Raw genomic sequence first — 23,994 nt, forward strand, 5'->3', positions numbered from 1 at the left:
GCGCTCATTCATCAGGGGCAGCTGCGGGACTGCCAATCGCCATGTAATGCACCGCCATGACGTCGATGCTACGCAGGCGACGGCTCAGTTCGCGGGCCAGATTCAGAACGATCAGCGTGAAGGTCGGCAGGTCGGACTCGTAGATCCGGAACAGGTCGCCATTGGACAGCGCCAGCGCCGCGACGGATTCGAGCGCGCGCACCGTCGCCGAGCGGCGCTGCATGTCGATCAACTCCATCTCGCCGAATACATCGCCGACCTTCAGAATGGCGATGCGCTTCTCGAAAACGCCGTCCTCCGCGACCGTAGCCTTCAGCACTTCGACCGAGCCGCAGCAGATCAGGAACAGGGAGTCGCCATCGTCACCTTCGCGGACGATGGCCTCGCCGGCAGCGAAACGGCACTCGCGCAGCAGCGGAACGATCGCCGCTATGGCTCGGTCGTCGACGCCGCCGAATAGAGGCTGGTCCTGCAGGAATCGGCTTGTGATCATCGCTCACCTCGATCGTTAAAGACGATTGCCGGCTTGGCCAATCGGCTGTTGCTGAGTCGCTTGTTGACTATTGTGCAGCACACGGCAAGCATGAGTCACTTTGCGGCTTGCCGCTTGCGCTGTCGTGAGTGTGGCGCCAGTGGGCCAGCCACGGCGCCACGCGCGTGCGACGCCAGGCGATTTACCAGGCCGAGAAGCTGCGGCAAAGTCTGCCTTTCGAGGTCCAGGTGCTGCTGGACGTCGCGGCGGGCCTGCACCCGCAAGGCTTGTATCCGCTGGGGGTCGTCAAGGACCGAAATAATCGCTTCGGCGAGCGCCGCTGGCGAGAAGAAATCGACCAGCAGTCCGTTGCGCCCGGCCTTGACGACCTCGCGAACGGGCGCTGTATCCGAGGCGATCACCGGGCAACCGCAGGACATCGCTTCAAGCAGTGACCACGATACGACAAACGGGTAGGTGAGGTAGACGTGCGCGCTGGAAAGCCGCAAGACGTCGATGAACGTGGCGTAGGGCACTTTGCCCAGGAAGTGCACCCGTCGGCCGTCGAGGCTGTCGCCGAGTTCCCTGCAATAGGCGTCGCGGTAGCATTCGCCAGCCGGCAGGCGACGACCATAGCTGACTTCGTCGCCACCGACGATCAATACCTGCGCATTCGGTCGCGCCGCCAGCACGGCCGGCAGGGCGCGCATGAAGGTATGAAAACCGCGGTACGGTTCGAGGTTGCGGGCCACGTAAGTGACGACCTCGGCGCCCGAACGCAACGTTCCGCGGCCATCGGGCAAGACGAAGTCGAGCACCTCGCCGGGGCAGACCAGGTCGGTCTGGACGCCGTCGTGGATTACCTGGATGCGCGAGTGAAACGCTTGCGGGTACTGGTCACGCTGCCAGCGCGTCGGGCTCAGACCAGCATCGGCCGCCGCCAGGCTGATCAGCTGCGTAGCGTTGCGGATACGCAGCCGGCACTGATCGTCGAAGGAGGTCGGAAACTCCGGGTCAAAACCCATATCCGACCCCTGCGCGCGGTAAAAGAATTCGAGATAGACGAGTAACGGGGATTCGGGGTAAACGTCCTTGAGAAACAGCGCTTCGCCCCAGCCGGGATGCGCGCAAATCACATCGGGAACGAAACCGGTCTTGCGCAGGGCCATCGCCACCCGGAGCACCGCCTGGCCGCGGCGGATCGCCGCCTCGGAACTGTGCAGGTAATGATGCGTTTTCTTCGCCGCTCCCGGTGGCTCCGGATACGCCAGCAAGCGGATGCGTGGATGCAGAGCGCGTGCCCGTTGGAGGTTCACCTCCTCACCGATGGCGACTACTTCGTTGTCGAGCGAGTGTAAGTATTCGGCCAACCCGTAGTGAGCCAGCGCCGTTGGCGAGGCCGGTTAGCGGCAGAGGACTGATCGGAAGGCTCTGTGAAGGGGATAGAGCCAGATATCCTTGATCGGGAGGATCGACTTGCGGGTGGGGCACTTCTTGCCTCGGCCGGCGGTTTGGCCGACCTTGATCCAGTTCAGATTTCCTGATCTCGGAGGAAACCGGGTTGGCACTTCAGACAAGAGTGAAGGTCATTCTTGCCCCGGTTTCCGGATGCGGAAAATCTTGCAGGGTGAGTTCCTCGAGGAGCGCGGCGATAGCGCGATCATGAGCTGGGCTGGCCATCCGGTGAATTTTGATGGTCAGGGTGTTGGCTAGCGCGTTCGGTTCGATGTCAGCGGAAGAAACGAACAATTCGCGAATGAGCGCACGTGCGTCGTCCTCCTTCTTCAAGTGGCGGCGCAATAGCGCCACCATGGCGGTCTCGGCCCGGTAGGCGACCATTTTCACGGTATCGCAGAGCATCTTGTTCAGCGGCGGCAGTTGGGTCGGTCGCTCGGTCTCGGGCAGACTGTCGATCGTCACCTTTCGGGGGCTTGCCTTGCGCGCCGCGCAAAGTCGCTTGAGCTCCTCCTGAACGGCCTGCAGTGCTTCGACAGACTCGGCGTTTTTCTGGATTTCGCCGCCGTCGTTCAAGGCCGTCCTGGCGATTGCGGCCTGCAGTTTTCTTTCGCTCTGGCGGGTTTGCCTGACGGCCTTGTCGAGTTCCCGCCAGCGGGGGTTAACGACCTGGTGAGTGCCGGGAAGAGATTCGTCTCCGTACTCGATAAGCCCATCAATATCATAATGTTCCATCATGTACGCGAAGTAGTTTTCCTGGCACCAACGGGCGAACATCCGCCCAGCGATGGTGGTGTTTCCGAGTTGCCGGGCGGTCGTGATCACGGCTGTTTGATGTCCCGTCTGGGTCAGCCGACGAACTTCGCTCACGGCCAGGCTGCCATCGCCTGTGCCGAGTCGGGTTTCGCGCATGGCGAGTTTCATCCCGGTGCTGCCGCCTGCCGGCAGATGGACTTCCTGTTCCTGAAACACCTCTTCGGACCAGAGGTCCTTGACGTTCTTGCGGTAGGTCAGTGCGCCGATGCGCTGTTTCCAGAGTCTGCCGAGGAGACTCTGGGTGGCCCCTTCCCGATCGAAGACCATGACAAACCGGTGCAGGGTCGGGTCGGCGTCCAGTTCGGCCGGCGTCGGCTGTCCCGGGACAATCTCCAGCAGTTGGGGGACGATGTCCTTGAGCAGGGTCTCGGCGAGTCCGTCATTGAGCGGCTGCGAAACCACAAAGAACGGGCGACCCAGGGCATCGTTAACCCAGTAGTCGGTGGTGCCCCGCAGGCACAGGCGTTCGCGCGAGACGTAGCGCTTCGACAGCCTGGCCTGCTCGCCGTGATACACCCGAACATGACCATCGACATACAGGTAACCCGCTTCTTCTGGCTCACTTTCCATCCAGAGCTTCGCGAGATCCCGCATCCAGGCTGCCGGGTCACCCGTCTTGGCCAGCAGATGGACCTTTTCCCGCAGGGTGCGGACTTCCGGTACCCGGTCCAGGCCGATGACTTTGCCGAGTTCTCCGGGCGAGGTTTGTCGCAGATGTTCCGGCCGCTTGATTCGCCCCAGGGCCATGAAGCCGAGGACGAGAAGGATGTGCAAGGCGCTGTAGAATCCCCGGGGCAGCTTGAGATGGCGATCCAGGCCGGTCAGTAGCCCGTTCGCGCACAAGGCCGGCAAGCCGGCCAACAGCCCCCCCATCGCCACATCGTGGCTCGCTTCGAAGCGCGTCGTCGCACCGGTCGCCAATCCCAGCGCCGTTTGGATCCGCTCGTCGGCGCGCGTGCAGGCGGTGCCCATCCCCGCGGCGGCTTCCGCATCCGCCCGGCTGCGCTCACTCTTGGTGCTCGCCGCTTCCAACTCCCCTGCCTCTTGCGGCAAGGCGGCCAACTGCGGCACGCCCTGGCGCCGGATCGCCTTGCGCAGCGTCGACTCCTGGACGCCCACCTGCCGTGCCACTTCGGCAGGACGCTTTCCCTCGCTCAACAGCCGCGCGCATTCGGCACTCTTGTCCGGCGTCATGATCCGCGGCCGGCTCGCCGCCGCCGGTCGAAAGAAAGACGATGGCCCGGCTTTGCGGCTTTGTCCCACCCAGTTCATCAGCGTGCGGTGCGGGATGCACAGCGGTGGCCTTTCCAGTTCGACCGCCTTGACGTGCCCGTTCTCCATCAGGCTGGTCAGAGCGAACCTGCGGCCAGCGTCGTCTCCTACGGGGTGCGAGAAGTAATTGTCTCCCCCAACAAAGTAGATCGCTTGGCCATCCTTCTCCAGAATCGCCAACCCTTCTCCCACTTTCTGCGCACCATCCGGAAACCCTGGAAGCCACGATTGCCTCAACGTCTGCTCCTCCTTGCACTCCTAGCGAAGCTTGGTTTATGCCATAAGAAAATCATGGCCGTCAAAATAAAGTGCCACGTGCAATTCCGGAATTCTACCTACATTCCCGGCCGGGATCAGGAAATCTGCAGTTGGCGGCCTGGTAGCAGGTGCCGCGATGGCGGGGCGTCTCGACGAAGGTTTCGAGTAGTACGGGGCGGTAGCCGTAGCGCGCCAGCCAGTCCTTGGGCAATTGCCGCTGCATAAGCGAGAGGATCTTGGAGGCCAGGCCCTTGCACTGGATCCAGGGCAGGATCAGAAAGCGGGCATTGTTCACCACCAGTTGCAGGTTCCTTTGTCGCTGCTCATCGTGCCAACCGATGAATTGCTCGCGCGCGGCGAGTTTCCAGGCGCTGGCGCCGAAGCTGAGCAAGGCGACCAGGGTCTCGCCGGCGAAGACGAAGTAGCGGCTCTGACTGCCCGCCATGGGCGTGTGGCCGAGATAGTGGTAGCGGGCGATGTACTCGTTCCACAGACGCGAGTTCGCCGAACCGACGACCTGATGCAGACGCAGCGGCGGCAGTTCATGCACCGGCTGGGTGAGCAACGGTTGTGGATCGGTGGCGTGAGTAGGCAGATACTCGGGTTGGCGAGGAGCGGCCCGTCGTGCCGCCGGCAGGGTGAGCAGGCCGTCGGCCTGCATACGCAGCATGGCCACCCGGCAGGTCATATCCTTCAGCTCGCCATTGGGCTTACGCCAGTCGAAGAGCTCACACACCTGGCGCGACAGTTGCGCGCGGCTGCTGCCAGGATGGGCTTCGATCAGGCGGCAGAGGGCCTGCAGTTCGTCGTCGGTAAAGTGACGCCCGCAATAAGGCTTCACGAGCTATCGATGGGACGGCTCTGATCGACCGGGATGCCACGCATCTGAGCCAGTCGATCGGTCGCCATCGCCCAGGGCAGAAAGGCACTCAAGTCCGTCGGCGGCAGGTTGCCGTTGGCGGCGCAGGCCTCCAGATACGCCGTCAGCCAGGTGCGCGGGTTGATTCCCCACAAGCGCAGCGTCAGCAGCAAGCTGAACATCGTCGCGGCGAGTGCGCCGGACCAGAGACTGCCCGACCCATAGAAGTTCTTGCGTGCGACCACCGGCGTGCGCTGTGCGCGCTCGGCGGCATTATTGTCCATCGCCACCTCGGGGCGGTCGACAAAGACGGTCAGGCCGGACCAATGTTTGCGCATGCTTCGCAGCACCTTGCTCGCCGGCATTTTGAGCGCCGGGTTCGCCAGTTCGCTTTCCCGTTGACTGGCCATTTGCGTGATCGCCTGCCGCAAGGCGCGGTCGCGTTCGGCCCACTGTACTGGGTCGCTACGGACTTCCAGGCGCCGTCCATTCAAGTGGTAGAGCTGAGCGATCTGCTCGACCCAGGCCAGTGCCCAGTCCGCGAGCTCCGGATGGGCGTTGGCCAGTTCCAGGAAATCACGCCGCTGATGTGCCCAGCAGAAAGCCAGAATGAAGTGGTCAAGGACTCGCGCGAGCTTCTTGTAGGCCGAATAGCGATCACAGATGATGACTCCTCCGGCGCTACCGGAGAGCTCCCGGATCGGCACCGCCGCCGAGCGGCTCGGGTCGAGCACGAAGTGGATGACCGATGGGCCGTGGAACACCCAGAAATACCAGCGATGTCCGACCTTCCCTTCGGTCTCGGCAAAGACCCGCCAGCGGGTCTCGTCTGCGTGCCACTGTTTCTCGCTGCGTAGTTGGCCAAGCAGTGCTTCTTCAAGCGGCTCGAACAGCGGTGCCAAGGCACGCAGTCCGCCGGCCACCGTTCCTGCCGAGAGCGTCAGTCCGTGGTCGGACAAGTCTCGCAGAAGCCGATGCGTCGGCTGGCCGTACAAGAACTTCGACAGCAGCAGGTGCACCCAGATCGACACGCCGTACTTTCCACGCGGGATCAATCGTGCCGGCGGTGGCGCGGTCAGAATACCCCGCGCGCCCGAACACTGACAGGTCCGCCGGTAGCGCCGCCGGCAGATCTTCCGGCGGTAGGCCTTGACCTCGATCTCGAGGACTTCACTGTCTTCCGTGCCGGGAAAGTCGACGTAGCCCAGACTTCCGCCCGTGACCCGCTGCTCCCGGTTGCTGACCTCGAGCTCGCGACGATTTTTGGTCCGCCGCCGGGTTCTTCTCGGCTCCCGAAGAGCGTTCTGACTTGCGACCAAACAGGCGTTTTTGCAGATCGCGGATCCGGCCCTGGGCCTGCTCGAGCTCGCTACGCAAGGCCGCCTCACGCGCCGCCGCTTGCTCCGCCGCACGCGCCATTTCCACCCGATGAGCGGCCTCCGATTCCGCCAAACGGACCAGCGCTTGCCGATGTTGGCTGCGCCAGAAGTTGGCCTCCCAACGGAGCTTGATTTCCTGCTCCTTGGTCAACGTCACCAACACCTCGGCGAACGGCGCCACTTGGCGGTGACTTGCCGCCGATCCTCCGCAGATAATGTCCGTAGCCGTGCCCATGCGCCGCATGGTGCCGGATTTCCGCTGCTGTGTCCAGTCCAGATCTCCGGGCTGCCCGCCAATCGCTGACGGAAGCTCGCCCACCAAAAAAACCGGGGCTACGGGTTCACCGAATACTTACGGTTCACCGAATACTTACGAGCGAGTTGGCCAGCGCTGGCGCCAGGTACTTGTATTGTCCGGGAAAATTCTGGTGTACAAAGAGGATTCGCATGACCGCTGGAGTGCCTCACGAGAAACATTGGTAATCCCGGATGTTAGCCGATTTCACCGCCGTCAAGAGGGCGCCAGCTGACCGCAAAAAGCCCGCGAACGGACGCCGAAGACAGCGGCTGTGCGAGCAGGCGCTGCGGTAGAATGCGCGCGATGAAAGACGAATACTTCATGCGCGAAGCGATTTCTCTGGCGCGCGCCGCCGAGTGTCTCGGCGAAGTGCCGGTCGGTGCGTTGGTGGTGCGCGATGGACTGATTGTCGGTCGTGGCTTCAACTCGCCGATCGGCGAGAACGATCCGACGGCGCACGCAGAAATTGCCGCGCTGCGCGACGCCGCTCGCAACTTGCAGAACTACCGCTTGCCGGGTTGCGAACTCTTCGTGACGCTTGAGCCGTGCGCGATGTGTGCCGGAGCGGTGCTGCAGGCGCGCATCGCTCGCCTGATCTACGGCGCTCGCGATCCGAAGACCGGTGTCCACGGCAGCGTCGTCGATCTCTTTGCCGTCGAACGCCTGAACCATCACACGGCGGTTGCCGGCGGCGTCCTGGCCGACGAGTGCGGGCTGCTGCTCTCCGATTTCTTTGCCGCGCGGCGCCGCCGCAGAGGGGATTGACACGATGTATGTCGAGATCTCGATCAGCCGGCAATTGCTGACCGTGTTCGATGCCGCCGGGTCGGTATGGCGCTCGTATTCGGTGTCGACGGCGAGCAAGGGGCCTGGCGAAGAGAATGGCAGTTATTGCACGCCGCGTGGCAGGCATATCGTGCGCGCCAAGATCGGCGCCGGACAGGCCGAGAACACGGTGTTTGTCGGCCGTCGTCCGAGTGGCGAGGTCTATTGCCGCGAACTGGGCGAGCGTTTCCCCAAGCGTGACTGGATTCTGACGCGCATTCTCTGGCTGTCAGGCTGCGAAGCAGGCCGCAACCGGCTGGGGAGCGTTGATACCATGCGCCGCTACGTTTACATTCACGGCAGCCCGGATGGCACGCCGATGGGCCGGCCGGGCTCGCATGGCTGCATCCGCATGCGCAACACCGACATCCTTGAACTCTTCGAGCGGCTGACGCCCTACACGCCGGTTGAGATCAGCGAGGACTGAAAGCTCTCGCGCACCTCGCCAGTGGCCACCGCGCCAACGGCGAAGCTGCGCTCGATCAGCGTCGTTCGGCCGTCGCGATGCCGGGTAAGCAGTGTGCCGGCGCGCGTCCCGTAGCTCGGCGACCTGACGAAGACGGCCGACAGGACGCGTTCCCACTCGAGCGGCACACCGGTCTCCGGCAGGTGCGAATCGGCGACGATTTCCTGATCGGCAAGCACCTCGAAGAACGGTGCCGTTGCCGGCAAACGCGCCAGCGCGGCGGCAAAGGCCGCCTTGGCGCTCGCCAGCTTGGGCCAGGGAGTATCCAGGAGATGGTTCGAGAGGCCGTAGATGCCCGGGCTCAAAGAGCGTGGCCGACGATCGCCGCGGTTGGCAAAGTAAGCGAGAGTGTGCTCGTCGCCGACGAAGACGTTGAAGCCATTGTAGTCGGCGGCACGCACCGCGAGCTGTGCCAGATACGCTTGCGGGCTGGCGTCGCCGGTCAGGAAATCGGCGACCAGGGCGCCGCGCGAGTGCGCGTCGGCGCGGACTTTGCCACCCTCGCGATAATTGGTGAGGGCCGCGAAACGCTGCTCGTGAGCGGCTCCCAACCAGGTTCCGCCGGCTTCCAGGTCACGGCCAGCGAGAACCTGCGGCGCGTCGGGCCAGAACGCCGCAGCGGCTGCCGGACGGGCGAAGAATTCGTCGCGGTTGGCGGCGACGACCAGAGGATAGTCGGCATGCACCCGCCAGGCGATCAGGATCAGACACATCGTCAGCGCGCCCGGCGGAATCAGGAGGATGTCTGTCGGCTGACCAGTTCGAGGTCGATGCGCGGGCCGGTCGGCGCCGCGACGGTCAGGTCAGCGGCGCTGACGAAACTTTCCTGGACGATCGCCAGCGCGTCGTAGCCACCGGCCGGCGCTGGCGCCGCGTTGGCGACCAGGCCACACGGATGTTGCGGACTGGCCGGCGAATAAATGGCGTCGCCGGCGCTCATCGGCGCGTCCGCGTGCGCGCGATACAAGTGGCGCTTTACCTTACCCAGGTACTGCGCGCGGGCGATGATTTCCTGACCTGGATAGCAGCCCTTGTGAAAGCTGACGGCGCCCAACTGCTCGAAATTGGCCATCTGCGGAACGAACTCCTCTTTGGTACGCTCGGTGATCAACGGCACGCCAGCGCGAATATCGAGCCACTGCCAGACCAGCGTGCCGACCGGGCGAGCGTCTACCAACAGTTGCTCCCAGAGAGCGGCGGCGGCGTCGCTGGCGACAATGATCGCAAAGCGTGTGCCGTCCAGGCGGATCACGACGCCGCCGGCAAAAGCGTTGGCGCTCAGTTCGCCGCTGGGCACCGGCAGGCCGGCGGCCTGCAGAGCCACCGCCGCGTGCTGACCCGACAAGCCGATAATCTCGCGCGCAGCCGTCTGATCGCTGATGCTCACCTTGCTGCGCAGGACGAACATCTGCAGGCGCTTGGCGATCGCCGGCAGCAGGTCTGCCGATAGCTGCAGCTGATAGACGGGGCCATTGCGGACGATCAGGAAGCTGGCCAGCATCCGCCCCTTGGCCGAGCACCAGGCCGAATACTGTGCCCCGTCGGTAGCCAGATGCTTGACGTCGCTGGTGAACTGCTGGTGCAGAAAATCAGCGGCGTCGCTGCCGCTGACTTCGAGCACCGCCAGGTGGGAGAGTGGCGAAACGATCGTCGCCGCGTGCGCCGCCTGCGCTGCCGTCAGCTCGGCGGCGGCATCGCCGAAATCGGTCACCAGATGGTGATTCATGCGGGCACCTGCGGCACCAAGAAAGTCCTGCCAGCTTGCGTTCATCGTTAAGCCATTTTCATTGAGTTGTGTGGGGGGCTGCGGGTAATCTGCCTGGCGACCGCCGAGACGTCGCGCTGCTCGCCAGCGGCCGGCACGGTCAGAGGACTCAGACCAGGCCAGCGGCGCTTCGGTTCAGCCTGGCCGCTTTCGGCTATTATACGGGCCAGTCGAAGTTCATTCTCCCCTGCCAGCTCCGCCGCCTTTCCACGGCGCCCGATCGATGCGCAAACTCCTCGTCAAGCTGTTCCTGGTCGCTGCCGTCGTTCTGCTGCTGTTGGTCGCGGCGCTCGCCTGGGTCGTGCAGACGCCGATCGGGATGGCGCATGAGCCGCTCGAATTCACGATTCTGCCGGGCAGCAGCATGCGCGCGGCGGCCCGCGAGATCGCCGCCGCGGGTGCCGAGACGCCGTCCTGGCTGCTACTCCTGCTCGGCAAATGGCAGCGCGTCGATACCTCGATCAAGGCGGGAAGTTACGAAATCGCCCGCGGCGTCACGCCGCTCGAATTGTTGAGCAAGCTAACGCGTGGCGACGTCAGCCAGTCCGACCTGGTATTCATCGAAGGTTGGACGTTTCGCCAGATGCGCGAACGCCTCGACGCGCATCCCGACCTGCGTCACGATACCGCGGGCCTGCCGGAAGCCGACTTGATGCGCTTGATCGGGGCGCCGGAAGCCGCCGCCGAGGGTCTCTTCTTTCCGGATACCTATTTTTTCGCCAAACGCAGCAGTGACGTCGATCTGCTGGCGCGCGCGTATCGGGCGATGCAGCAGCATCTGGCGCGAGAATGGCAGGCGAGGGCGGCCGAACTGCCGTACGCCGATGCCTATCAAGCCTTGATCATGGCCTCGATCGTCGAAAAGGAAACCGGCCGCGCCGATGATCGACCGCTGGTCGCCGGGGTGTTCGTTAATCGCCTGCGGCAGGGGATGCTGCTGCAGACCGACCCGACCGTGATCTACGGGCTGGGTGACGCTTTCGATGGTAATCTGCGCAAGCGCGACCTGCTCGCCGACACGCCGTTCAACACCTACACCCGCCGCGGTCTGCCGCCGACGCCGATTGCCATGCCTGGCCTGGCCTCGCTACAGGCCGCCTTGCATCCGCCCGCCACCGAAGCGCTGTATTTTGTCGCGCGCGGTGACGGCAGCAGCCATTTTTCGCCCAGCCTTGATGAACACAATCGGGCCGTACGGCGCTTTCAGAAAGGCGGCAGACCTTGAGTCAAACCAACAAGCCACGAGGCAAGTTCGTCACCTTCGAGGGGATCGACGGCGCCGGCAAGAGCAGCCATATCGCCGGCGCCGCGGCGCTGGTTCGCGGCCGCGGCCTGAACGTCGTCGCGACCCGCGAGCCCGGCGGCACGGCCCTTGGCGAAAAACTCCGTGAACTGCTATTGCATGAAGCGATGCACCTCGAGACCGAAGCCTTGCTGATGTTCGCCGCCCGCCGTGAGCATCTCGAACGAGTGATCGAACCGGCGCTGCAACGTGGCGAATGGGTCATCTGTGACCGCTTCAGCGACGCCACCTACGCCTACCAGAGCGGTGGCCGTGGCCTCGACAGCGGCAAGTTCGAACAGCTCGAGCAATGGGTCCATGGCCACCTGCAACCCGATCTGACGCTGCTCTTCGATTTGCCGTCGGCGGTTGCCAGTCGGCGGATCGCCGCGCAGGCGCGCGAAACCGATCGCTTCGAACAGGAGCGCGCCGAGTTTCACGAGCGCGTACGACTCGCCTATCTCGAGCGTGCGGCGCTTGCGCCGCGGCGCATCCAGGTCATAGACGCCGATCAAACCCCGGAAATAATCAAGATATTGGTTCAAGAGGCACTAATAAGACACTGTTTATGAACACAATAAATCTTCACGAACAAGCCTGGCAGCAGCTCTTGGCGAGGCGCGCGCAACTGCCGCACGCGCTCCTGATTGCCGGTCAGCGCGGCATTGGCAAGTTTGATCTGGCGCGCTGCTTTGCCGCGTCGCTGCTCTGCGAGAAGCGCGATGAGAACGGTAGTGCCTGTGGCGTTTGCCTGGCCTGCGGCTGGCTGGCGCAAGGCAACCACCCGGACCTGCATGTCGTGCAGCCGAATGCGCTCGCCGAGGGCGCGCTCGGCGAGTCGGCTGGCGGCGACGACGCCAGCAAGAAGAAAGCAAGCCAGCAGATCACCATCGACCAGGTGCGTGCCCTCGACGATTTCCTGCACGTCGGCACGCACCGCCATGGCGCCCGGGTGATCCTCATCAACCCGGCCGAGGCGATGAATCGTTCAACCGCCAACGCCATTCTTAAATCACTTGAAGAACCGATTGTAGGTACTTTATTTATATTGATTTCCAGTGAGCCATACCGCTTGCTGCCGACGATTCGCAGCCGCTGTCAGGCGATCGCCGTTCGACCGCCTGCGCGCGCCACGGCCGTCGAGTGGCTGCGCCAGGCCGGCGTCAGCGACGGCGAGCAGTGCTTGGCGCTCGCCGGCGGCTCGCCGCTGCTGGCGCGCGAACTCGCCGACCGCGGCGAGCGCGTGCTGCTTGACGCGCTGCTGGCACAGGTGTCGCGCGGCCGGGAGCTCGAACCGCTGGCTGCCGCAGCGCTGGTCGACAAGACCGTGAAGGCAGAAAAGCGCCCGGCGCCCGTAAAGCGGATGCTCGATTGGGCGCAGAAGTGGCTGGCCGATCTGACGCTGGCCAGCGCGGGCCTACCGCCACGCTATTTTCTGGCGCAGGCACCGCTGCTGCAGCGCCTGGCGCAGAGCACAGACACGCGCAAGCTCTTGGCATTCAACCAGAAGGCGATACAATACAAAGCTCAGTGCGAGCAGCCGGTGAATAGCCGCCTGTTTCTCGAAGAGTTCTTCCTGAATTACGCCAAGCTTTTCTGAAGCTCCCGAGGGGATATGTCCGAAGCCGACAGCCGCAAACCAGCCGCAGCCGCGTCGTCACGGCCCAGCGTCCTGTCGCTGAACATCAACTCGAAGTCGGCCTTGTACGCGGCGTACATGCCCTTGCTGCGCCATGGTGGAATATTCATTCCGACGACTCGCAACTACTCAATTGGCGACGAAGTCTTCATGCTGCTATCTTTGCTCGACGACGCGGCCAAGCTACCGATCGCCGGCACCGTCGTCTGGATTACGCCGGTTGGCGCTCAGAACAACAAGGCGCAGGGAATCGGCGTGCACTTCAACAGCGACGAAGGCGGCGTCGAAGCCAGGCGACGGATCGAAGGTCTGCTTGGCGGCGTCATGCAGTCGGGTCGCCCGACGCATACCATTTGACACGCAAGCCGATGCTGATCGATTCGCACTGTCACATCGACTTCCCTGATTTGTCCGCCAGGATTGGCCAAGTCGTCGAGTTGATGCACGCCAACGGCGTTTCTTGCGCCGTCTGTATCAGCGTGACGCTGGAAGACCTGCCGCGCGTACTGGCGCTTGCCGACGCCTGGCCCGAGATCCTGGCGTCGGTTGGCGTTCATCCCGAAGCGACTGGCGGGCGTGAGCCGTCGGTCGCCGACCTGGTCGAGTTGGCCAACCATCGGCGCGTCATCGCCATCGGCGAGACCGGTCTCGATTATTACTGGCACAAGGATGCGCCGGAGTGGCAACGCGAGCGTTTCCGGACGCACATCCGTGCCGCGCGCTTAGCCAGGAAACCACTGGTGATTCATACCCGCGAAGCTGCCGCCGACACCTTGCGGCTGATGCGGGAGGAGGGCGCCGCCAGCGCTGGCGGTGTCATGCACTGCTTCACCGAAACCTGGGAAGTTGCCGAAGCCGCTCTCGACCAGGGTTTCTACATTTCGATGTCCGGAATCGTGACCTTCAAGAAGGCACAGACCGTGCGCGAGGTGGCGCAGCGCGTGCCGCTCGACAGGCTTTTGCTTGAAACCGATTCGCCTTACCTCTCGCCGGTACCCCACCGCGGGAAAACCAACCAGCCTGGCTTCGTCAAACACGTCGCCGAAGAAGTCGCGCGTCTGCGCGGCCTGAGTTACCAGGAAGTTGTTGACGCCACGACGGAGAATTTCTTCCGCCTGTTCCCTGACGCCCGTATGAAAGTTGCCCAATGAACAAGACTATCGCCGTGCTGTTTGCCTTGCTCCTGCCGACCCTTGCCGCCGCTGGCGCTTACCAGGACATGGAGGAGGCGCTGATTTCGGGCAATACCTCGTGGGCCATTGAGCTGCTCGACAAGGGTATGGACGTGAACTCGGTTGACCCGGCCGGCAACACGCTGCTGATGCAGACGGTGCAGCGCAATAACAAGGACTTTTTCGAGCACCTCCTGCAGCGCCGCGCCAGACTCAATGTCCGGAACCGCAACGGCGAGACGGCGCTGAGCCTGGCGGCGTATAGCGGTAACCTGGCTTTCGTCAAGCGTCTTGTCGAGGCCGGCGCAGACGTCAATCTGTACGGCTGGTCGCCGCTGATCTACGCGACTTTCAACGGCCACAAGACGACGGTCGAATATCTGCTGAGCAAGGGCGCCAACGTCAATGCCAAGACCGAGAACGGCTCGACCGCGCTGCTCTTTGCGGCACGCTTCGGGCACCAGGAGATCGTCACTCTGCTGCTGAAAAATCAGGCCGACCCGAACATCGCTAACGAGAGCGGCGCGACAGCGGTCGACTGGGCGTTGAAGACCCAGAACACCGATATTGCCGAGCTGTTGGGCAAGGCGGGCGGGCGGGCAGGCACGGCCGCCGGCGCACCGTCAAAGTGAGAAAGCGGGCAGGACGCGGATGCCAATTTTTCCGGCCTGCAGGAAGCGGCTGACAATCCGGTAGGTTTCTGGGTCGAAGGGGCGGTCGCTCGGTCCGTCGGCCAGGCGGGCGTGCAATGCTTCGTCGCTGTGTACCGTGTCGACCAGTCGCCAGCGGTCGATCAGGTGAATATCCTCGCGCATCCCGAAATCGTCGCGCTCGACGAGCGCCAGCGGTCCCCGGTACGGCCAGACCTTTAGCTTGAACCTGGCCAGAGCGGTCAGCAGGCGAGCGCTGTGCAGCGCCAGAGCTTCCTTGCCGATGCACACGCCGCGGCAGCTTTTTTGCTTGTAGGCCGCACACGCCACGCCTCGCACTGAATCGTCAAGACCCAGCTGCTTGTAGCACAGGCGATGGGCGTCGGCGAGTTTGCGCAAACTGCGCAAGGCCTCGCGCCGATTCGGGTACAAACCGAACAAGTCGTCGGCGGTGGCGAAATCGATGTCGTCTGCGAAAACCAGCTGCGGTCGGCAATCTCCAGCAGCTGCCGGCAAGGACAACTGCCAGGTGCAGAGTTCCGTCGTCGTATTGCCGTGCGGCACGGCCGGCTGCTGAGCGCCGACGTCGGGCGACCAGCGAGCCAATTCGATCTCGCGTAGCCGCGCACCCAGTTCGCCGGCGGCGTCGCGCCATTCGATGCGGCGGATGGCGAGCATCAGCGGCGTTGCGCGCTTGTTGGCCGCGAAGTGTGCCAAAACCTGCTGGCGAAGATTGCTGGCGCGTCGGAGCAGCAACAAGCGGCCGCCTTCACCGTAAAACGCGTACGCACCGGCCGCCTCGGGCAGATCGTCGATGATCGCCGGATCGATCTGTGGCGGTAGCTCGGGACGGCCAAGGATCGTCGCAATGGCGCTGTGGATGGTCTCCGGGGCTAGTTGCCCGTACCAGCACTGCCAGAGGTCCCACAGCAGGCGGGCGTCGGCGAGCGCGCGGTGGCGGCTGCCGTTGACCGACAGGCCGTGGCGAGTCACCAGGGCGTCGAGATTATGCCGGTGATGCTGCGGAAACAGCTTGCGCGAAAGCTTGACGGTGCACAGCGTCGGCGTCCGGAAATCGACTCCGAGGCGCTTGAACTCGCATTTCAGGAAGCCGTAGTCGAAGCGCGCGTTGTGCGCTACGAGCAGGCGTCCGCGCAGCTTTTCGAGCAATGAAGGCGCGAGCTGCCGAAAAGTCGGCGCGCCGTCGAGCATCGCGTCGTCGATGCCGGTGAGCCCGGTGATGAACGGCGAAAGAGGTGTTTCCGGGTCGACCAGGACGCTCCATTCGCGGACCCCCTGGTCGTCGACTTCGAGTAAACCGATTTCGATGATCCGGTCGTTGGCAAAATTGGCGCCACTCGTTTCAAGATCGATGAAAACGAGAGCTTCGGGAGCGAGCAGGGCGTTCATCGGCGGCGGCAAGCGGCCGCACGGGACATCGACCGGCCGGCAGCGCGCGCGGAGACACTCGCCGCGGCCGGTTGCCAAGCGGCGTGATCGCATCGCCGACGGCAGATAGCGACGATCCCGGTCAGTTCAGCGCTCCGGCGACTGCGCGATGCCGGCGATCGCATCGGCGAAAACGTCGGTCAAGGCCAGCGGCAGATCGTGTGCCATGCCGTCGATGACGCGCATCACCGCACCCGGGATGTGTGCGGCGACGTCGTAGCCACAGGCAACCGGAATCAGCGGATCGTTGGCGCCGTGCAGGACCAGCGTCGGCGCACGGATCGTCCGCAGCAAGGGGCGACGATCACCGCTGCCGAGAAAGGCCGCCAGCTGCCGCGCGACGCCGCGCGGGTGAAAGCCGCGCTCGTGCTCGTCCAGCAGCGTCTCGCGCAAGCGCTGCGGACAACTCGGGAAATCGGGGCTGGCGACGGCCAGCTGGCGCTTCAGCGCGTCTTCAATCAGGCTCTCCTTGTCGCGCGTTGCTGGCAAGGGCGCCAGCAGCGCGCGCGCCGCCGCTGGTGTCGGCGGCGGCAGGTCCGGATGGCTGCTGGTGGACATGATGCTGGTTAGCGAGTAGCAGCGTTGCGGGTAGAGCGCAGCGATAATCTGCGCGATAGCGCCGCCCATCGACGCGCCGACGATATGCGCCCGCTCGATTCCCAGCGCATCGAGCAGAGCGACACTGTCGGCGGCCATGTCGGCGAGCGTGTACGGTGCGCTGGGCGGCACACCATGGCGCAGCGCTTCGCCTACATTCGGCACGCCGGCATCGTCGAGCTTGCTTGACAGACCACAGTCGCGGTTGTCGAAACGAATCACGCGATAAGCACGGTCGACGAGTGCATTGCAAAGCTCGACAGGCCAGCGGCTCAATTGCGCACCGAGGCCCATGATCAGCAGGATCGCCGGCGCGGCCTGCGGACCAAAGGTTTCGTATTCGATCTGGAGATTGTTGGCCGTAATCTGTGGCATCGGTAGGCGAAGTTCGAAAAAGAGAGGAGGGCGCCGGTGACGACAGCGGCAGCCCGGCAATCTACCACTCGATCTCCGGGCCGGCAAATGAAGTAGCTTTGCTGGGCCGCCAGAAGTGGCTGGCGATGCTCCGGCGAAAGTCTCGGTGACGCACCAGAAACATGTCAAACGGGTTTTAGTATGGCTGTGCGACATCCATCACGTTCGCCGGAGAATAGGCCACCGCTGCCGTCCGGACTTCGGCTAGACTTTCTCCCTGTCATATTTCCAGTCGAGGAGAAGCCACCCCATGCCGCACAAAATCCGTTATTCCATCCTTGTTGCGTGCCTTGCCGGCGCACCCGCGCTGGCGTCCGCGCAGACCCTGGCGCGGGTTAACGACGCCGACGCCACGCTCAATTGCGCCGGCATCGCTAGTGAACAGAAGAGCATGGACGAACTCGTCGCCGCCGGTGATCCAAATGCCCCCGGTGTCGGCAAGGCCGTTGCCGGTAGCGCCGCGAACGTCGGCGGGCAGGTCGTCGGCGCAACTGCCGCGCAGGCTTCCGGACTGTTCGGCGGGCTTGGTGGCCTGGTCGGCAAGGTCGCTGGCGTCGTCGCCCAGCAACAGGTCGAGGAAAAGCTGGCGCCCGACGCCGCGGCGCAGCAGCGCGCCGCTGCAGCTGGCGAGCGGCGGAGCTTCCTTGGCAAGCTGGCGAGCGCCAAGGATTGCCGGCCGGACGATCCCGATAGTGCCGGCAAGATGCTCAGCGCCGAGGAATTCCGCGCCCTCGCCGAAGGCCCGGCCGCGGGCGAACTGAAACCCTTTACGGCGGCAACAGTGCGCACCGCACTGTCCGAACCGCTGCTGCCTCTGGATAGCACCGGCTTTCTCGAAGGGCAGCTGAACACATCCGGCAAGCGGTTTTATATCAGTGAGTTTCGTGTTCTTTTTGAGGTATCTGGTGAAGTTTCTGCCAGCACCCGTGCCGGTTACATGCCGGGTACGAATTATGGTGGTACGCGCTCGAAGATCAAGTATCACGTGGCCAATGTCGACATCGCTGCACTGCAGGCGCTGACCGACAAAGCCTGGGACGAGCTGCAGGAGAGACTCGCTGCTGACGGCGTACACCTTGAGGCGGCGGCCGCCTTTACGGCAGAGAACGGGGCGGTGTATGCCACCACCGAGGCCGCCAGCACGGCGACGGCGCCGGTCTATGTCGAGCAGGATCTCGGCCACACGACACGCAAGTACCTAGTGCTGGCGCCGACGGGCATGAAGCTGCACGCCCGCGGCTTCGCCGGAATGGGCACGGGCGACATGGGCAAACGCGTCGAGTGGAGCAAGAATGGGCTCGACGGCATCGCGATTGGCGTGGCCGTCAATATCGCGTCGCTCGAGACGTCCGGGTCAGGTTCGTCAATCTTGCATCGCGACGGTGCCAGCACGGCTGCCGGCGAGCAGATGACGCTCAGCGCGCCGCCCGGCGCGGTTGTCGCCAACGGCCACGTGAACAGCGGCAGCGTACACGCACCGAAAGCGCTAGCGGTGTCGGGAAACTTTGCGCGCTTTCGCGAGGTGGGTGGCTACGACACGCAGAAGGACGCTGCCGTCCGGGCGCTGCAGGTCGTCGGCAATCTCGCCGGCGTTGCTGCCAACAAATCCAAAACGGTCGAAATGGAAGTCGATCTCGACGGACCGAACACCAGCCGCATGGCGCTGACCGCACTGGCGACATTCAATCAGGCGATCAGCGAGCAATTCAAGGCCGGCCAGAACGCCAAAGGCGGTTAACACGGCGCGCGCCGCTCGGCGCCAGGCCACACGGCACTGGCGCCGAGCGGCGCGCGGATGAATCCCCGGCGCTTGCCGGCAAAAGCGATCGATGACCGTGGTCCGCGGTCGTTTCTGAGTGGTCGTCGATTGGTGCGCATAATTCATATTATGTAAAGTTGGAAAGGTGAGCAGCGGGCGATAGTTGCAGCGAACACCTGTAGCCCCCTTCAGCTGATTCTGCAAATCAAGCGCGACCAGGCGCACAGCTCCATCGCTAAACCCTTGCCAACGGCGCCGCCGCGGATCGACATTCGCCGCCTACAGCGGCTTGCGTTACGATTGGTCCAGTTTCCGACGTTCTCGTGGCTTACGGGACGCGACCGCCAGACAGGAGGCAGGCAAGATGAACACTGACAAAACCGATTTGTCCACCGCGACGCCGGACAGTACGAGCGCGACGCGCAGCGAATGCGATTCTTTCGGCACCATCGAGGTGCCTGCCGAACGACTTTGGGGCGCACAGACGCAACGTTCGCTCGAGCACTTCGATATCTCCAGCGAATACATGCCCGACGAGATCGTCTTGGCGCTGGCGGCGGTCAAGGGCGCCTGCGCGCGCGTCAACCGCGATCTCGGGCGCTTGCCGGAAGCCGAGGCAGCGGCGATCGCCGCGGCGGCAGACGAAGTGCTGCAAGGACAGCACCAGCAGGAGTTTCCGCTATCGCTCTGGCAGACGGGCTCGGGCACGCAGAGCAACATGAACGTCAATGAGGTATTGGCCAATCGCGCCTCGGAGTTGCTCGGCGGTGAACGTGGCCAGAGCCGCCGCGTTCACGCCAACGACGACGTCAATCTCGGGCAATCGTCAAACGACGTTTTCCCGACCGCCATGCATCTGGCGGCGGCGCTCGGCGTCGTGCGCGCACTGCAACCCGCGCTGCGTCGGCTGCGCGCGACCTTGGCCGAGAAATCGCGCGCGTTCGCCGATATCGTCAAGGTTGGCCGGACGCACCTGCAGGATGCAACGCCGCTGACGCTCGGTCAGGAATTCTCCGGCTACGTCGCCCAACTCGAGCACGCCGAAAGTCTGCTCGACGGCGCGTTGCCGTCGCTGTATCCGCTGGCGATCGGTGGCACCGCGGTCGGCACCGGCCTCAACACGCCACCCGAATTCGGCGCCCTGGTTGCCGCGGATCTGGCCGCGAGTACCGGCCTGCCCTTCGTCGAGGCGACCAACAAGTTCTCGGCGCTGGCCGCTCACGACGGCCTGGTGGCCGCGCACGGCGCACTCAAGACCCTCGCCGTGGCGCTGATGAAAATCGCCAACGACGTCCGTTGGCTGGCGTCGGGGCCGCGCTGCGGCCTCGGCGAGATCCGCATTCCGGAAAACGAACCGGGCAGTTCGATCATGCCCGGCAAGGTCAACCCGACGCAGTGCGAGGCGCTTACCATGCTCTGCTGCCAGGTGATGGGCAACGACGTCGCCATTGCAATCGGCGGTGCCGCCGGCAATTTCGAGCTGAATGTCTTCAAGCCGCTGATCGCCCACAATTTCCTGCAGAGTGTTCGCCTGCTGGCCGACGGCATGAGCAGCTTTGAAGCACACTGCGTACGCGGCATCGAGCCGAATCGCGAGCGTATCGGCGAACTCCTGGAGCGCTCGCTGATGCTGGTCACGGCGCTCACACCGCACATCGGCTACGACCGGGCAGCCGAGATTGCCAAGTGTGCGCACCGCGCCGGAATCAGCCTTCGTGAAGCCGCACAGACACTGGGCTACGTCAGCAGCGAGGACTTCGACCGCTGGCTCAGACCCGAGGAGATGATTCACGGCGGCACTGGCGACGGCGCCTGAAAGCGATCAGCGCGGCTCCCGCGTCCTTTGGCACTGGCGACCATCGACGATCACGCCTGGCAGCGCGCCACGGCGGCAGCGAGACCTTGCAGGAAACCCTCTAGCCCGGCGCGAGCGGCAGGCTGAGCGTGAACACCGCGCCGCCCTCGGGCCGGTTCGACGCTTCCAGGCGGCCGCCGTGGCGTTCGACGATGCCATAGCTGATCGACAGGCCGAGGCCGGTCCCCTGCCCTACCGGTTTGGTCGTGAAGAACGGATCGAACAGGCGCGTCAGATCGTCGGCACCGATCCCCGGGCCGTTATCGGCAAAGCGAACGACGATCATCGCGTCGTGCAGTTCGGCGCTGATGGCGAGCGTCGGCTGCGCGGTGGCGCTGGTCGCGTCGTAAGCGTTCTGGACGATGTTCATCAAAACCTGCTGCATTTGCCCCGACGAACCGACAACCGGCAGCTGTTTCGGCAGATCGACCTTGACCGAAAAACCCTGCGAACCCGATCGCGTCACCCAGCGCACCGCCCGGCTGACGACTTCAGTCAGCTCGAAGGCCTCGTCGACGCGACGATCGATCGCCGAGAAGCGTTTCAGACCATCGACGATATCGCGCGTACGCTCGGCGCCTTCGCGCATGCCGTCGAGCAGCGGCGGGAGGTCGTCCAGGATGCGGTCGATGCGAAGTTCCGCACGCAGATCTTCGAGCTCCGGCGAGCGCCCGCTGGCATCGGCGTGCACCGCTTGCACATAGGTCTGCAGTCGGCCGGCGTAGCGCCGCATCGCCAGGACGTTGCCAAGAACAAAGCTGATCGGATTGTTGAGTTCGTGCGCGACGCCGGCGACCAGCCGACCGAGTGAAGCCATCTTCTCGGCCTGCAGGAGCTGCTGCTGAGTTCGTTTGAGATCGTCGTGCGCCTGTCGCAGCGCGTGATACGCGCGGCGCAGTTCGCCGACCGGGCGCCCGGTCAGCACCATGCCGACCAGTTTGCCGGTTCCCGACAGGCGCGGCGTGCAGTTCAGCGAGACCGGCAAGGGGCTGCCGTCTCGCCCCATGATCCGCAGCTCGCAGTCCTGAACCGTCGTCGGACGCGCCGCCGAGAAAAAATCGCGGGCGCGCTGGCGTGACGCCTCGTCGGCGAAGAGATCGGCCACCGGCTGGCCACGCAAGCGGCTTTCGTCCTGGCCGATGAAACGCCGTAGCGAATCGTTGACCTCCTGGATCGCACCATGGCGGTTGCAGACAATCAAAATGTCCGACATCGACGACAGAACGCTCTCGATGAAGTGCTGCGAGTCCTCGAGCGCTGCGTTCTTCTGTTCGAGGACCACTTCGTATTGCAGCAGATCGTTGTAGACCTCATCCATCTTGCGGATCACCTCGATCCACACCGCCTCATCAACCCCGTCAAAAGTCGACGGCTGTTCGGACAGGCAGTCGGAATTGATCAGCGGTCGCGGCCGCTGCCGCTTGGCAGGAAGGTTGGCGTCGGGCATGGCACGATCGTAGGGCGAAACGAAACGCCGTGCAACGCCAGCGTCACGATGACTCGTGTTGCGGCCTGGCGGTCGAGCGACTGATGCAAACGGCGTCGTGCGCCGATTCCAGGTCGAGCCGACACGGGTGACATCCGCCGCTATTTGAATCTCTCGTCGGCTAACGACCTGGAGCGGAAGTAGCCGGTTTTGGGAAACAGACGCTCAACGTTCGAATTCACCGGTACGCGGAGGCTGGCGACCCCGGCTGTAGTGCGTCGGGGGCAGGAAGGGTTACACGTCGTTAATCTTGCGTAAGACCACGTGCATCCAGTTGCCCCGAGGCTCTATAAACAGCTCGCTTATTTTACGCGACCAAAATGCGAATTTTGTGGCGACCAGTTGAACAAGGCTACGATTCGGCGGCGGGCTTAAACGGTGACCGCAGTGGATGCATGTCTCCTCCTGGTCATAGGTGCCATATGGATTCCCTGCAAAATCCATCAGGGCGGCCGAGAGCCAGTTCGTCTGTGAAGTGTTTACTCCGACGAACGAGATGGCCTCAACCTTGCAAAGGCCGAATAGTTTTGTGATGCGCTGCTCGTCAAAGGAGTTCACGTGGCCCCAAGGTGGATTCGCCATTCCACAAGAGTAGCAGGTCGTCCGCCCCACTCTAATGTCTTGCTTGTAGGGAACGCCAATCAAGATTCGGTCACTGGCTACTCGTTCAATCTCTTGGCAGACCTCGTGCAAGACCGGGGTAGGGACGTGTTCGAGGACCTCGGCGCAAAATACAAAATCGAATGAGCCATCCGAGAACTGCATGTTGGCGGCGTTTCCCTTTACGCATTTAATCCTTGGGTCTTGAATATTTGGCTCCGTCAGATCCAGAGCCGTCACTCCTTCAAAGCGATTGGCCATCAGCCGCGAAAAATGCCCGTCTCGAGCTCCTATATCCAATGCAGCTCGGCCAGCGGTCGGCGTCAGGCGCAGGAGGTCTGCGGTCCTCTCTTGCTCCGTAGAAGAAGCGCGGTACTCTGTCAAGTCCATAGGCGGCTTTCAATTGTTGCGACGCATGACAAATAGCGTTTATCTGCCGCCGTAGAAGAGCGTGGCTCAAGCACTGGCGGTTCGCGGGGCAGATAAGCCTGGTTGGACTGAACCGTCGCGCTGGCGGACACTAAGCGTGGATTATAGAGCTGTGCCGCCCAAGGTCAATCGTTTTGCATCGAGGCGCCGAGCGAACTGACGCTCGCCGATGCGCGGGGATGCGTACAGCAGGCCGTTCGGCCGAGGTGCTGCTGGTGAGCTGTGGTTCCTGGGAGCAATTAGCCGCCGAGAAAGCGAACAACACCGCTGACGGCCGCGCAGCTTGGGCAAATACCATTACGGCCGCAGAGCGGTGACTACGCGGAATTGTCCGCTTGCCCGATGCGAAAAGCGCTGATAGTCAATGCACGGCACGCGCTGCATGAAGTCGGCGACCGACTCGATTACCGCTGCCTGCCGGCGCGGCAGCCAACGCCTCTCTTTTGCGCGCGCGTGCAAGCAAGCCGAGGGCAAATCTTGCGGGCCCGCCGGAAGTAGTGCCGCGGCACGGAGCCGCAGTGCGGGCAGAGCACGTCGCTCGTATCGCCCCGCGCAGACGACGGTAGAAGGCAGCGGCGTCATTGTCGCTCATGCCCAGGACCTGCGGCATGAACAGAGTACGAGCTTCGGCCTTCAGCAGGAAATGCAAACTCATCGCACTATCGCATGCGGGTGGGCCATGAGGTTCAATGCAGGTCTATGCGGGTTCGCAGAATGAGACTGCGGAAGGATCCGGGTCGCCGCCAACGCGAAGCCCGCCGGAAAGCGCGCGTGGCTGCACCAGAATGCCGTACATC

The 23,994-nt window shown here is 63.7% G+C and carries 21 protein-coding genes; 10 read left to right on the plus strand and 11 right to left on the minus strand.

Features of this window, described 5'->3' with window-relative positions; all coding sequences use genetic code 11:
- Positions 1-4: 4 nt before the first annotated feature.
- The 5 genes from QZ656_RS03480 to QZ656_RS03505 form a co-directional block, all read right to left on the minus strand.
- Positions 5-493, minus strand: a complete 489-nt coding sequence (locus tag QZ656_RS03480) for a cyclic nucleotide-binding domain-containing protein (RefSeq protein ID WP_291992063.1) — start codon at positions 491-493, stop codon at positions 5-7.
- A 95-nt stretch (positions 494-588) separates the two neighbouring features.
- The gene (locus tag QZ656_RS03485; RefSeq protein ID WP_291992064.1) at positions 589-1,842 is read right to left on the minus strand and encodes a glycosyltransferase family 4 protein; all 1,254 of its coding nucleotides are present in this window, start codon (positions 1,840-1,842) and stop codon (positions 589-591) included.
- 199 nt (positions 1,843-2,041) lie between these two features.
- Positions 2,042-4,195: a helix-turn-helix domain-containing protein gene (locus QZ656_RS03495; RefSeq protein ID WP_291992066.1), complete on the minus strand. Its 2,154-nt coding sequence runs from the start codon at positions 4,193-4,195 to the stop codon at positions 2,042-2,044.
- A 151-nt stretch (positions 4,196-4,346) separates the two neighbouring features.
- Complete coding sequence (locus QZ656_RS03500) at positions 4,347-5,114, minus strand: Druantia anti-phage system protein DruA (RefSeq protein ID WP_291992067.1); 768 nt, start codon at positions 5,112-5,114, stop codon at positions 4,347-4,349.
- Positions 5,111-6,451, minus strand: coding sequence for an IS66 family transposase (locus QZ656_RS03505; RefSeq protein ID WP_291992068.1), 1,341 nt, complete (start codon positions 6,449-6,451; stop codon positions 5,111-5,113). The genes QZ656_RS03500 and QZ656_RS03505 overlap by 4 nt, the downstream gene beginning before the upstream one ends.
- Positions 6,452-7,112: 661 nt before the next feature.
- Between QZ656_RS03505 and tadA the strand changes: the two genes are divergently transcribed.
- Both tadA and QZ656_RS03515 read left to right on the plus strand, forming a co-directional pair.
- The gene (gene tadA, locus QZ656_RS03510) at positions 7,113-7,574 is read left to right on the plus strand and encodes a tRNA adenosine(34) deaminase TadA (RefSeq protein ID WP_291992124.1); all 462 of its coding nucleotides are present in this window, start codon (positions 7,113-7,115) and stop codon (positions 7,572-7,574) included.
- A gap of 4 nt (positions 7,575-7,578) precedes the next feature.
- Complete coding sequence (locus QZ656_RS03515; RefSeq protein WP_291992069.1) at positions 7,579-8,061, plus strand: L,D-transpeptidase; 483 nt, start codon at positions 7,579-7,581, stop codon at positions 8,059-8,061.
- On the opposite strand, the gene QZ656_RS03520 is transcribed toward QZ656_RS03515, so the two are convergent.
- Together QZ656_RS03520 and QZ656_RS03525 are read right to left on the minus strand one after the other, a co-directional pair.
- A complete protein-coding gene (locus QZ656_RS03520; RefSeq protein WP_291992070.1) occupies positions 8,031-8,813 on the minus strand; it encodes an NRDE family protein in 783 nt (260 codons plus the stop codon). The two genes, QZ656_RS03515 and QZ656_RS03520, sit on opposite strands and share 31 nt — an antisense overlap.
- A gap of 20 nt (positions 8,814-8,833) precedes the next feature.
- Positions 8,834-9,826 carry a folate-binding protein gene (locus QZ656_RS03525; RefSeq protein ID WP_291992071.1) on the minus strand — a complete coding sequence of 331 codons (993 nt, stop codon included), beginning with the start codon at positions 9,824-9,826 and terminating at the stop codon, positions 8,834-8,836.
- 262 nt (positions 9,827-10,088) lie between these two features.
- Between QZ656_RS03525 and mltG the strand changes: the two genes are divergently transcribed.
- Genes mltG through QZ656_RS03555 form a run of 6 tightly spaced genes read left to right on the plus strand, consistent with a single transcriptional unit; the run spans position 10,089 to position 14,590 of the window.
- Positions 10,089-11,090, plus strand: coding sequence for an endolytic transglycosylase MltG (gene mltG, locus QZ656_RS03530; RefSeq protein WP_291992072.1), 1,002 nt, complete (start codon positions 10,089-10,091; stop codon positions 11,088-11,090).
- On the plus strand, positions 11,087-11,719 hold the full coding sequence (gene tmk / locus QZ656_RS03535; protein ID WP_291992073.1) for a dTMP kinase: 633 nt from the start codon (positions 11,087-11,089) through the stop codon (positions 11,717-11,719). Before mltG ends, tmk begins: the two co-directional genes overlap by 4 nt.
- A complete protein-coding gene (holB, locus tag QZ656_RS03540; protein WP_291992074.1) occupies positions 11,716-12,747 on the plus strand; it encodes a DNA polymerase III subunit delta' in 1,032 nt (343 codons plus the stop codon). Before tmk ends, holB begins: the two co-directional genes overlap by 4 nt.
- A 15-nt stretch (positions 12,748-12,762) precedes the next feature.
- The gene (locus tag QZ656_RS03545; RefSeq protein WP_291992075.1) at positions 12,763-13,143 is read left to right on the plus strand and encodes a PilZ domain-containing protein; all 381 of its coding nucleotides are present in this window, start codon (positions 12,763-12,765) and stop codon (positions 13,141-13,143) included.
- Between the two features lie 11 nt (positions 13,144-13,154).
- Positions 13,155-13,937 (plus strand): TatD family hydrolase, encoded by a 783-nt coding sequence (locus tag QZ656_RS03550; protein ID WP_291992076.1) that lies wholly within the window; start codon positions 13,155-13,157, stop codon positions 13,935-13,937.
- Positions 13,934-14,590 carry an ankyrin repeat domain-containing protein gene (locus QZ656_RS03555; RefSeq protein WP_291992077.1) on the plus strand — a complete coding sequence of 219 codons (657 nt, stop codon included), beginning with the start codon at positions 13,934-13,936 and terminating at the stop codon, positions 14,588-14,590. The genes QZ656_RS03550 and QZ656_RS03555 overlap by 4 nt, the downstream gene beginning before the upstream one ends.
- Here the strand turns inward: QZ656_RS03555 and QZ656_RS03560 are convergent.
- Complete coding sequence (locus QZ656_RS03560; protein ID WP_291992078.1) at positions 14,582-16,018, minus strand: 3'-5' exonuclease family protein; 1,437 nt, start codon at positions 16,016-16,018, stop codon at positions 14,582-14,584. The genes QZ656_RS03555 and QZ656_RS03560 overlap by 9 nt on opposite strands.
- Positions 16,019-16,144: 126 nt before the next feature.
- Positions 16,145-17,029 carry an alpha/beta hydrolase gene (locus QZ656_RS03565; protein ID WP_291992079.1) on the minus strand — a complete coding sequence of 295 codons (885 nt, stop codon included), beginning with the start codon at positions 17,027-17,029 and terminating at the stop codon, positions 16,145-16,147.
- 289 nt (positions 17,030-17,318) lie between these two features.
- Between QZ656_RS03565 and QZ656_RS03570 the strand changes: the two genes are divergently transcribed.
- Entirely contained in the window at positions 17,319-18,806 is a 1,488-nt protein-coding gene (locus QZ656_RS03570) for a hypothetical protein (RefSeq protein WP_291992080.1), read from the plus strand.
- Positions 18,807-19,191: 385 nt separating this feature from the next.
- Positions 19,192-20,643, plus strand: coding sequence for a class II fumarate hydratase (gene fumC / locus QZ656_RS03575; RefSeq protein ID WP_291992081.1), 1,452 nt, complete (start codon positions 19,192-19,194; stop codon positions 20,641-20,643).
- A 100-nt stretch (positions 20,644-20,743) separates the two neighbouring features.
- On the opposite strand, the gene QZ656_RS03580 is transcribed toward fumC, so the two are convergent.
- Both QZ656_RS03580 and QZ656_RS03585 read right to left on the minus strand, forming a co-directional pair.
- Positions 20,744-22,129: an ATP-binding protein gene (locus QZ656_RS03580; RefSeq protein WP_291992082.1), complete on the minus strand. Its 1,386-nt coding sequence runs from the start codon at positions 22,127-22,129 to the stop codon at positions 20,744-20,746.
- A gap of 273 nt (positions 22,130-22,402) precedes the next feature.
- Positions 22,403-23,158 (minus strand): class I SAM-dependent methyltransferase, encoded by a 756-nt coding sequence (locus tag QZ656_RS03585; RefSeq protein ID WP_291992083.1) that lies wholly within the window; start codon positions 23,156-23,158, stop codon positions 22,403-22,405.
- Positions 23,159-23,994: the final 836 nt, after the last annotated feature.

Source organism: Candidatus Accumulibacter sp. ACC003 (assembly GCF_907163085.1).
Lineage (GTDB): Bacteria > Pseudomonadota > Gammaproteobacteria > Burkholderiales > Rhodocyclaceae > Accumulibacter.

Bases quoted from the DNA above. Each gene is read 5' to 3' on its own strand.
- QZ656_RS03580 (WP_291992082.1), bottom strand. From the start codon at position 22,129: ATGCCCGACGCCAACCTTCCTGCCAAGCGGCAGCGGCCGCGACCGCTG.
- fumC (WP_291992081.1), top strand. From the start codon at position 19,192: ATGAACACTGACAAAACCGATTTGTCCACCGCGACGCCGGACAGTACG.
- QZ656_RS03480 (WP_291992063.1), bottom strand. From the start codon at position 493: ATGATCACAAGCCGATTCCTGCAGGACCAGCCTCTATTCGGCGGCGTC.
- QZ656_RS03585 (WP_291992083.1), bottom strand. From the start codon at position 23,158: ATGGACTTGACAGAGTACCGCGCTTCTTCTACGGAGCAAGAGAGGACC.
- mltG (WP_291992072.1), top strand. From the start codon at position 10,089: ATGCGCAAACTCCTCGTCAAGCTGTTCCTGGTCGCTGCCGTCGTTCTG.
- QZ656_RS03560 (WP_291992078.1), bottom strand. From the start codon at position 16,018: ATGAACGCCCTGCTCGCTCCCGAAGCTCTCGTTTTCATCGATCTTGAA.
- QZ656_RS03520 (WP_291992070.1), bottom strand. From the start codon at position 8,813: ATGTGTCTGATCCTGATCGCCTGGCGGGTGCATGCCGACTATCCTCTG.
- QZ656_RS03555 (WP_291992077.1), top strand. From the start codon at position 13,934: ATGAACAAGACTATCGCCGTGCTGTTTGCCTTGCTCCTGCCGACCCTT.
- QZ656_RS03545 (WP_291992075.1), top strand. From the start codon at position 12,763: ATGTCCGAAGCCGACAGCCGCAAACCAGCCGCAGCCGCGTCGTCACGG.
- QZ656_RS03515 (WP_291992069.1), top strand. From the start codon at position 7,579: ATGTATGTCGAGATCTCGATCAGCCGGCAATTGCTGACCGTGTTCGAT.
- QZ656_RS03570 (WP_291992080.1), top strand. From the start codon at position 17,319: ATGCCGCACAAAATCCGTTATTCCATCCTTGTTGCGTGCCTTGCCGGC.
- holB (WP_291992074.1), top strand. From the start codon at position 11,716: ATGAACACAATAAATCTTCACGAACAAGCCTGGCAGCAGCTCTTGGCG.
- QZ656_RS03525 (WP_291992071.1), bottom strand. From the start codon at position 9,826: ATGAATCACCATCTGGTGACCGATTTCGGCGATGCCGCCGCCGAGCTG.
- QZ656_RS03565 (WP_291992079.1), bottom strand. From the start codon at position 17,029: ATGCCACAGATTACGGCCAACAATCTCCAGATCGAATACGAAACCTTT.
- QZ656_RS03550 (WP_291992076.1), top strand. From the start codon at position 13,155: ATGCTGATCGATTCGCACTGTCACATCGACTTCCCTGATTTGTCCGCC.
- tadA (WP_291992124.1), top strand. From the start codon at position 7,113: ATGAAAGACGAATACTTCATGCGCGAAGCGATTTCTCTGGCGCGCGCC.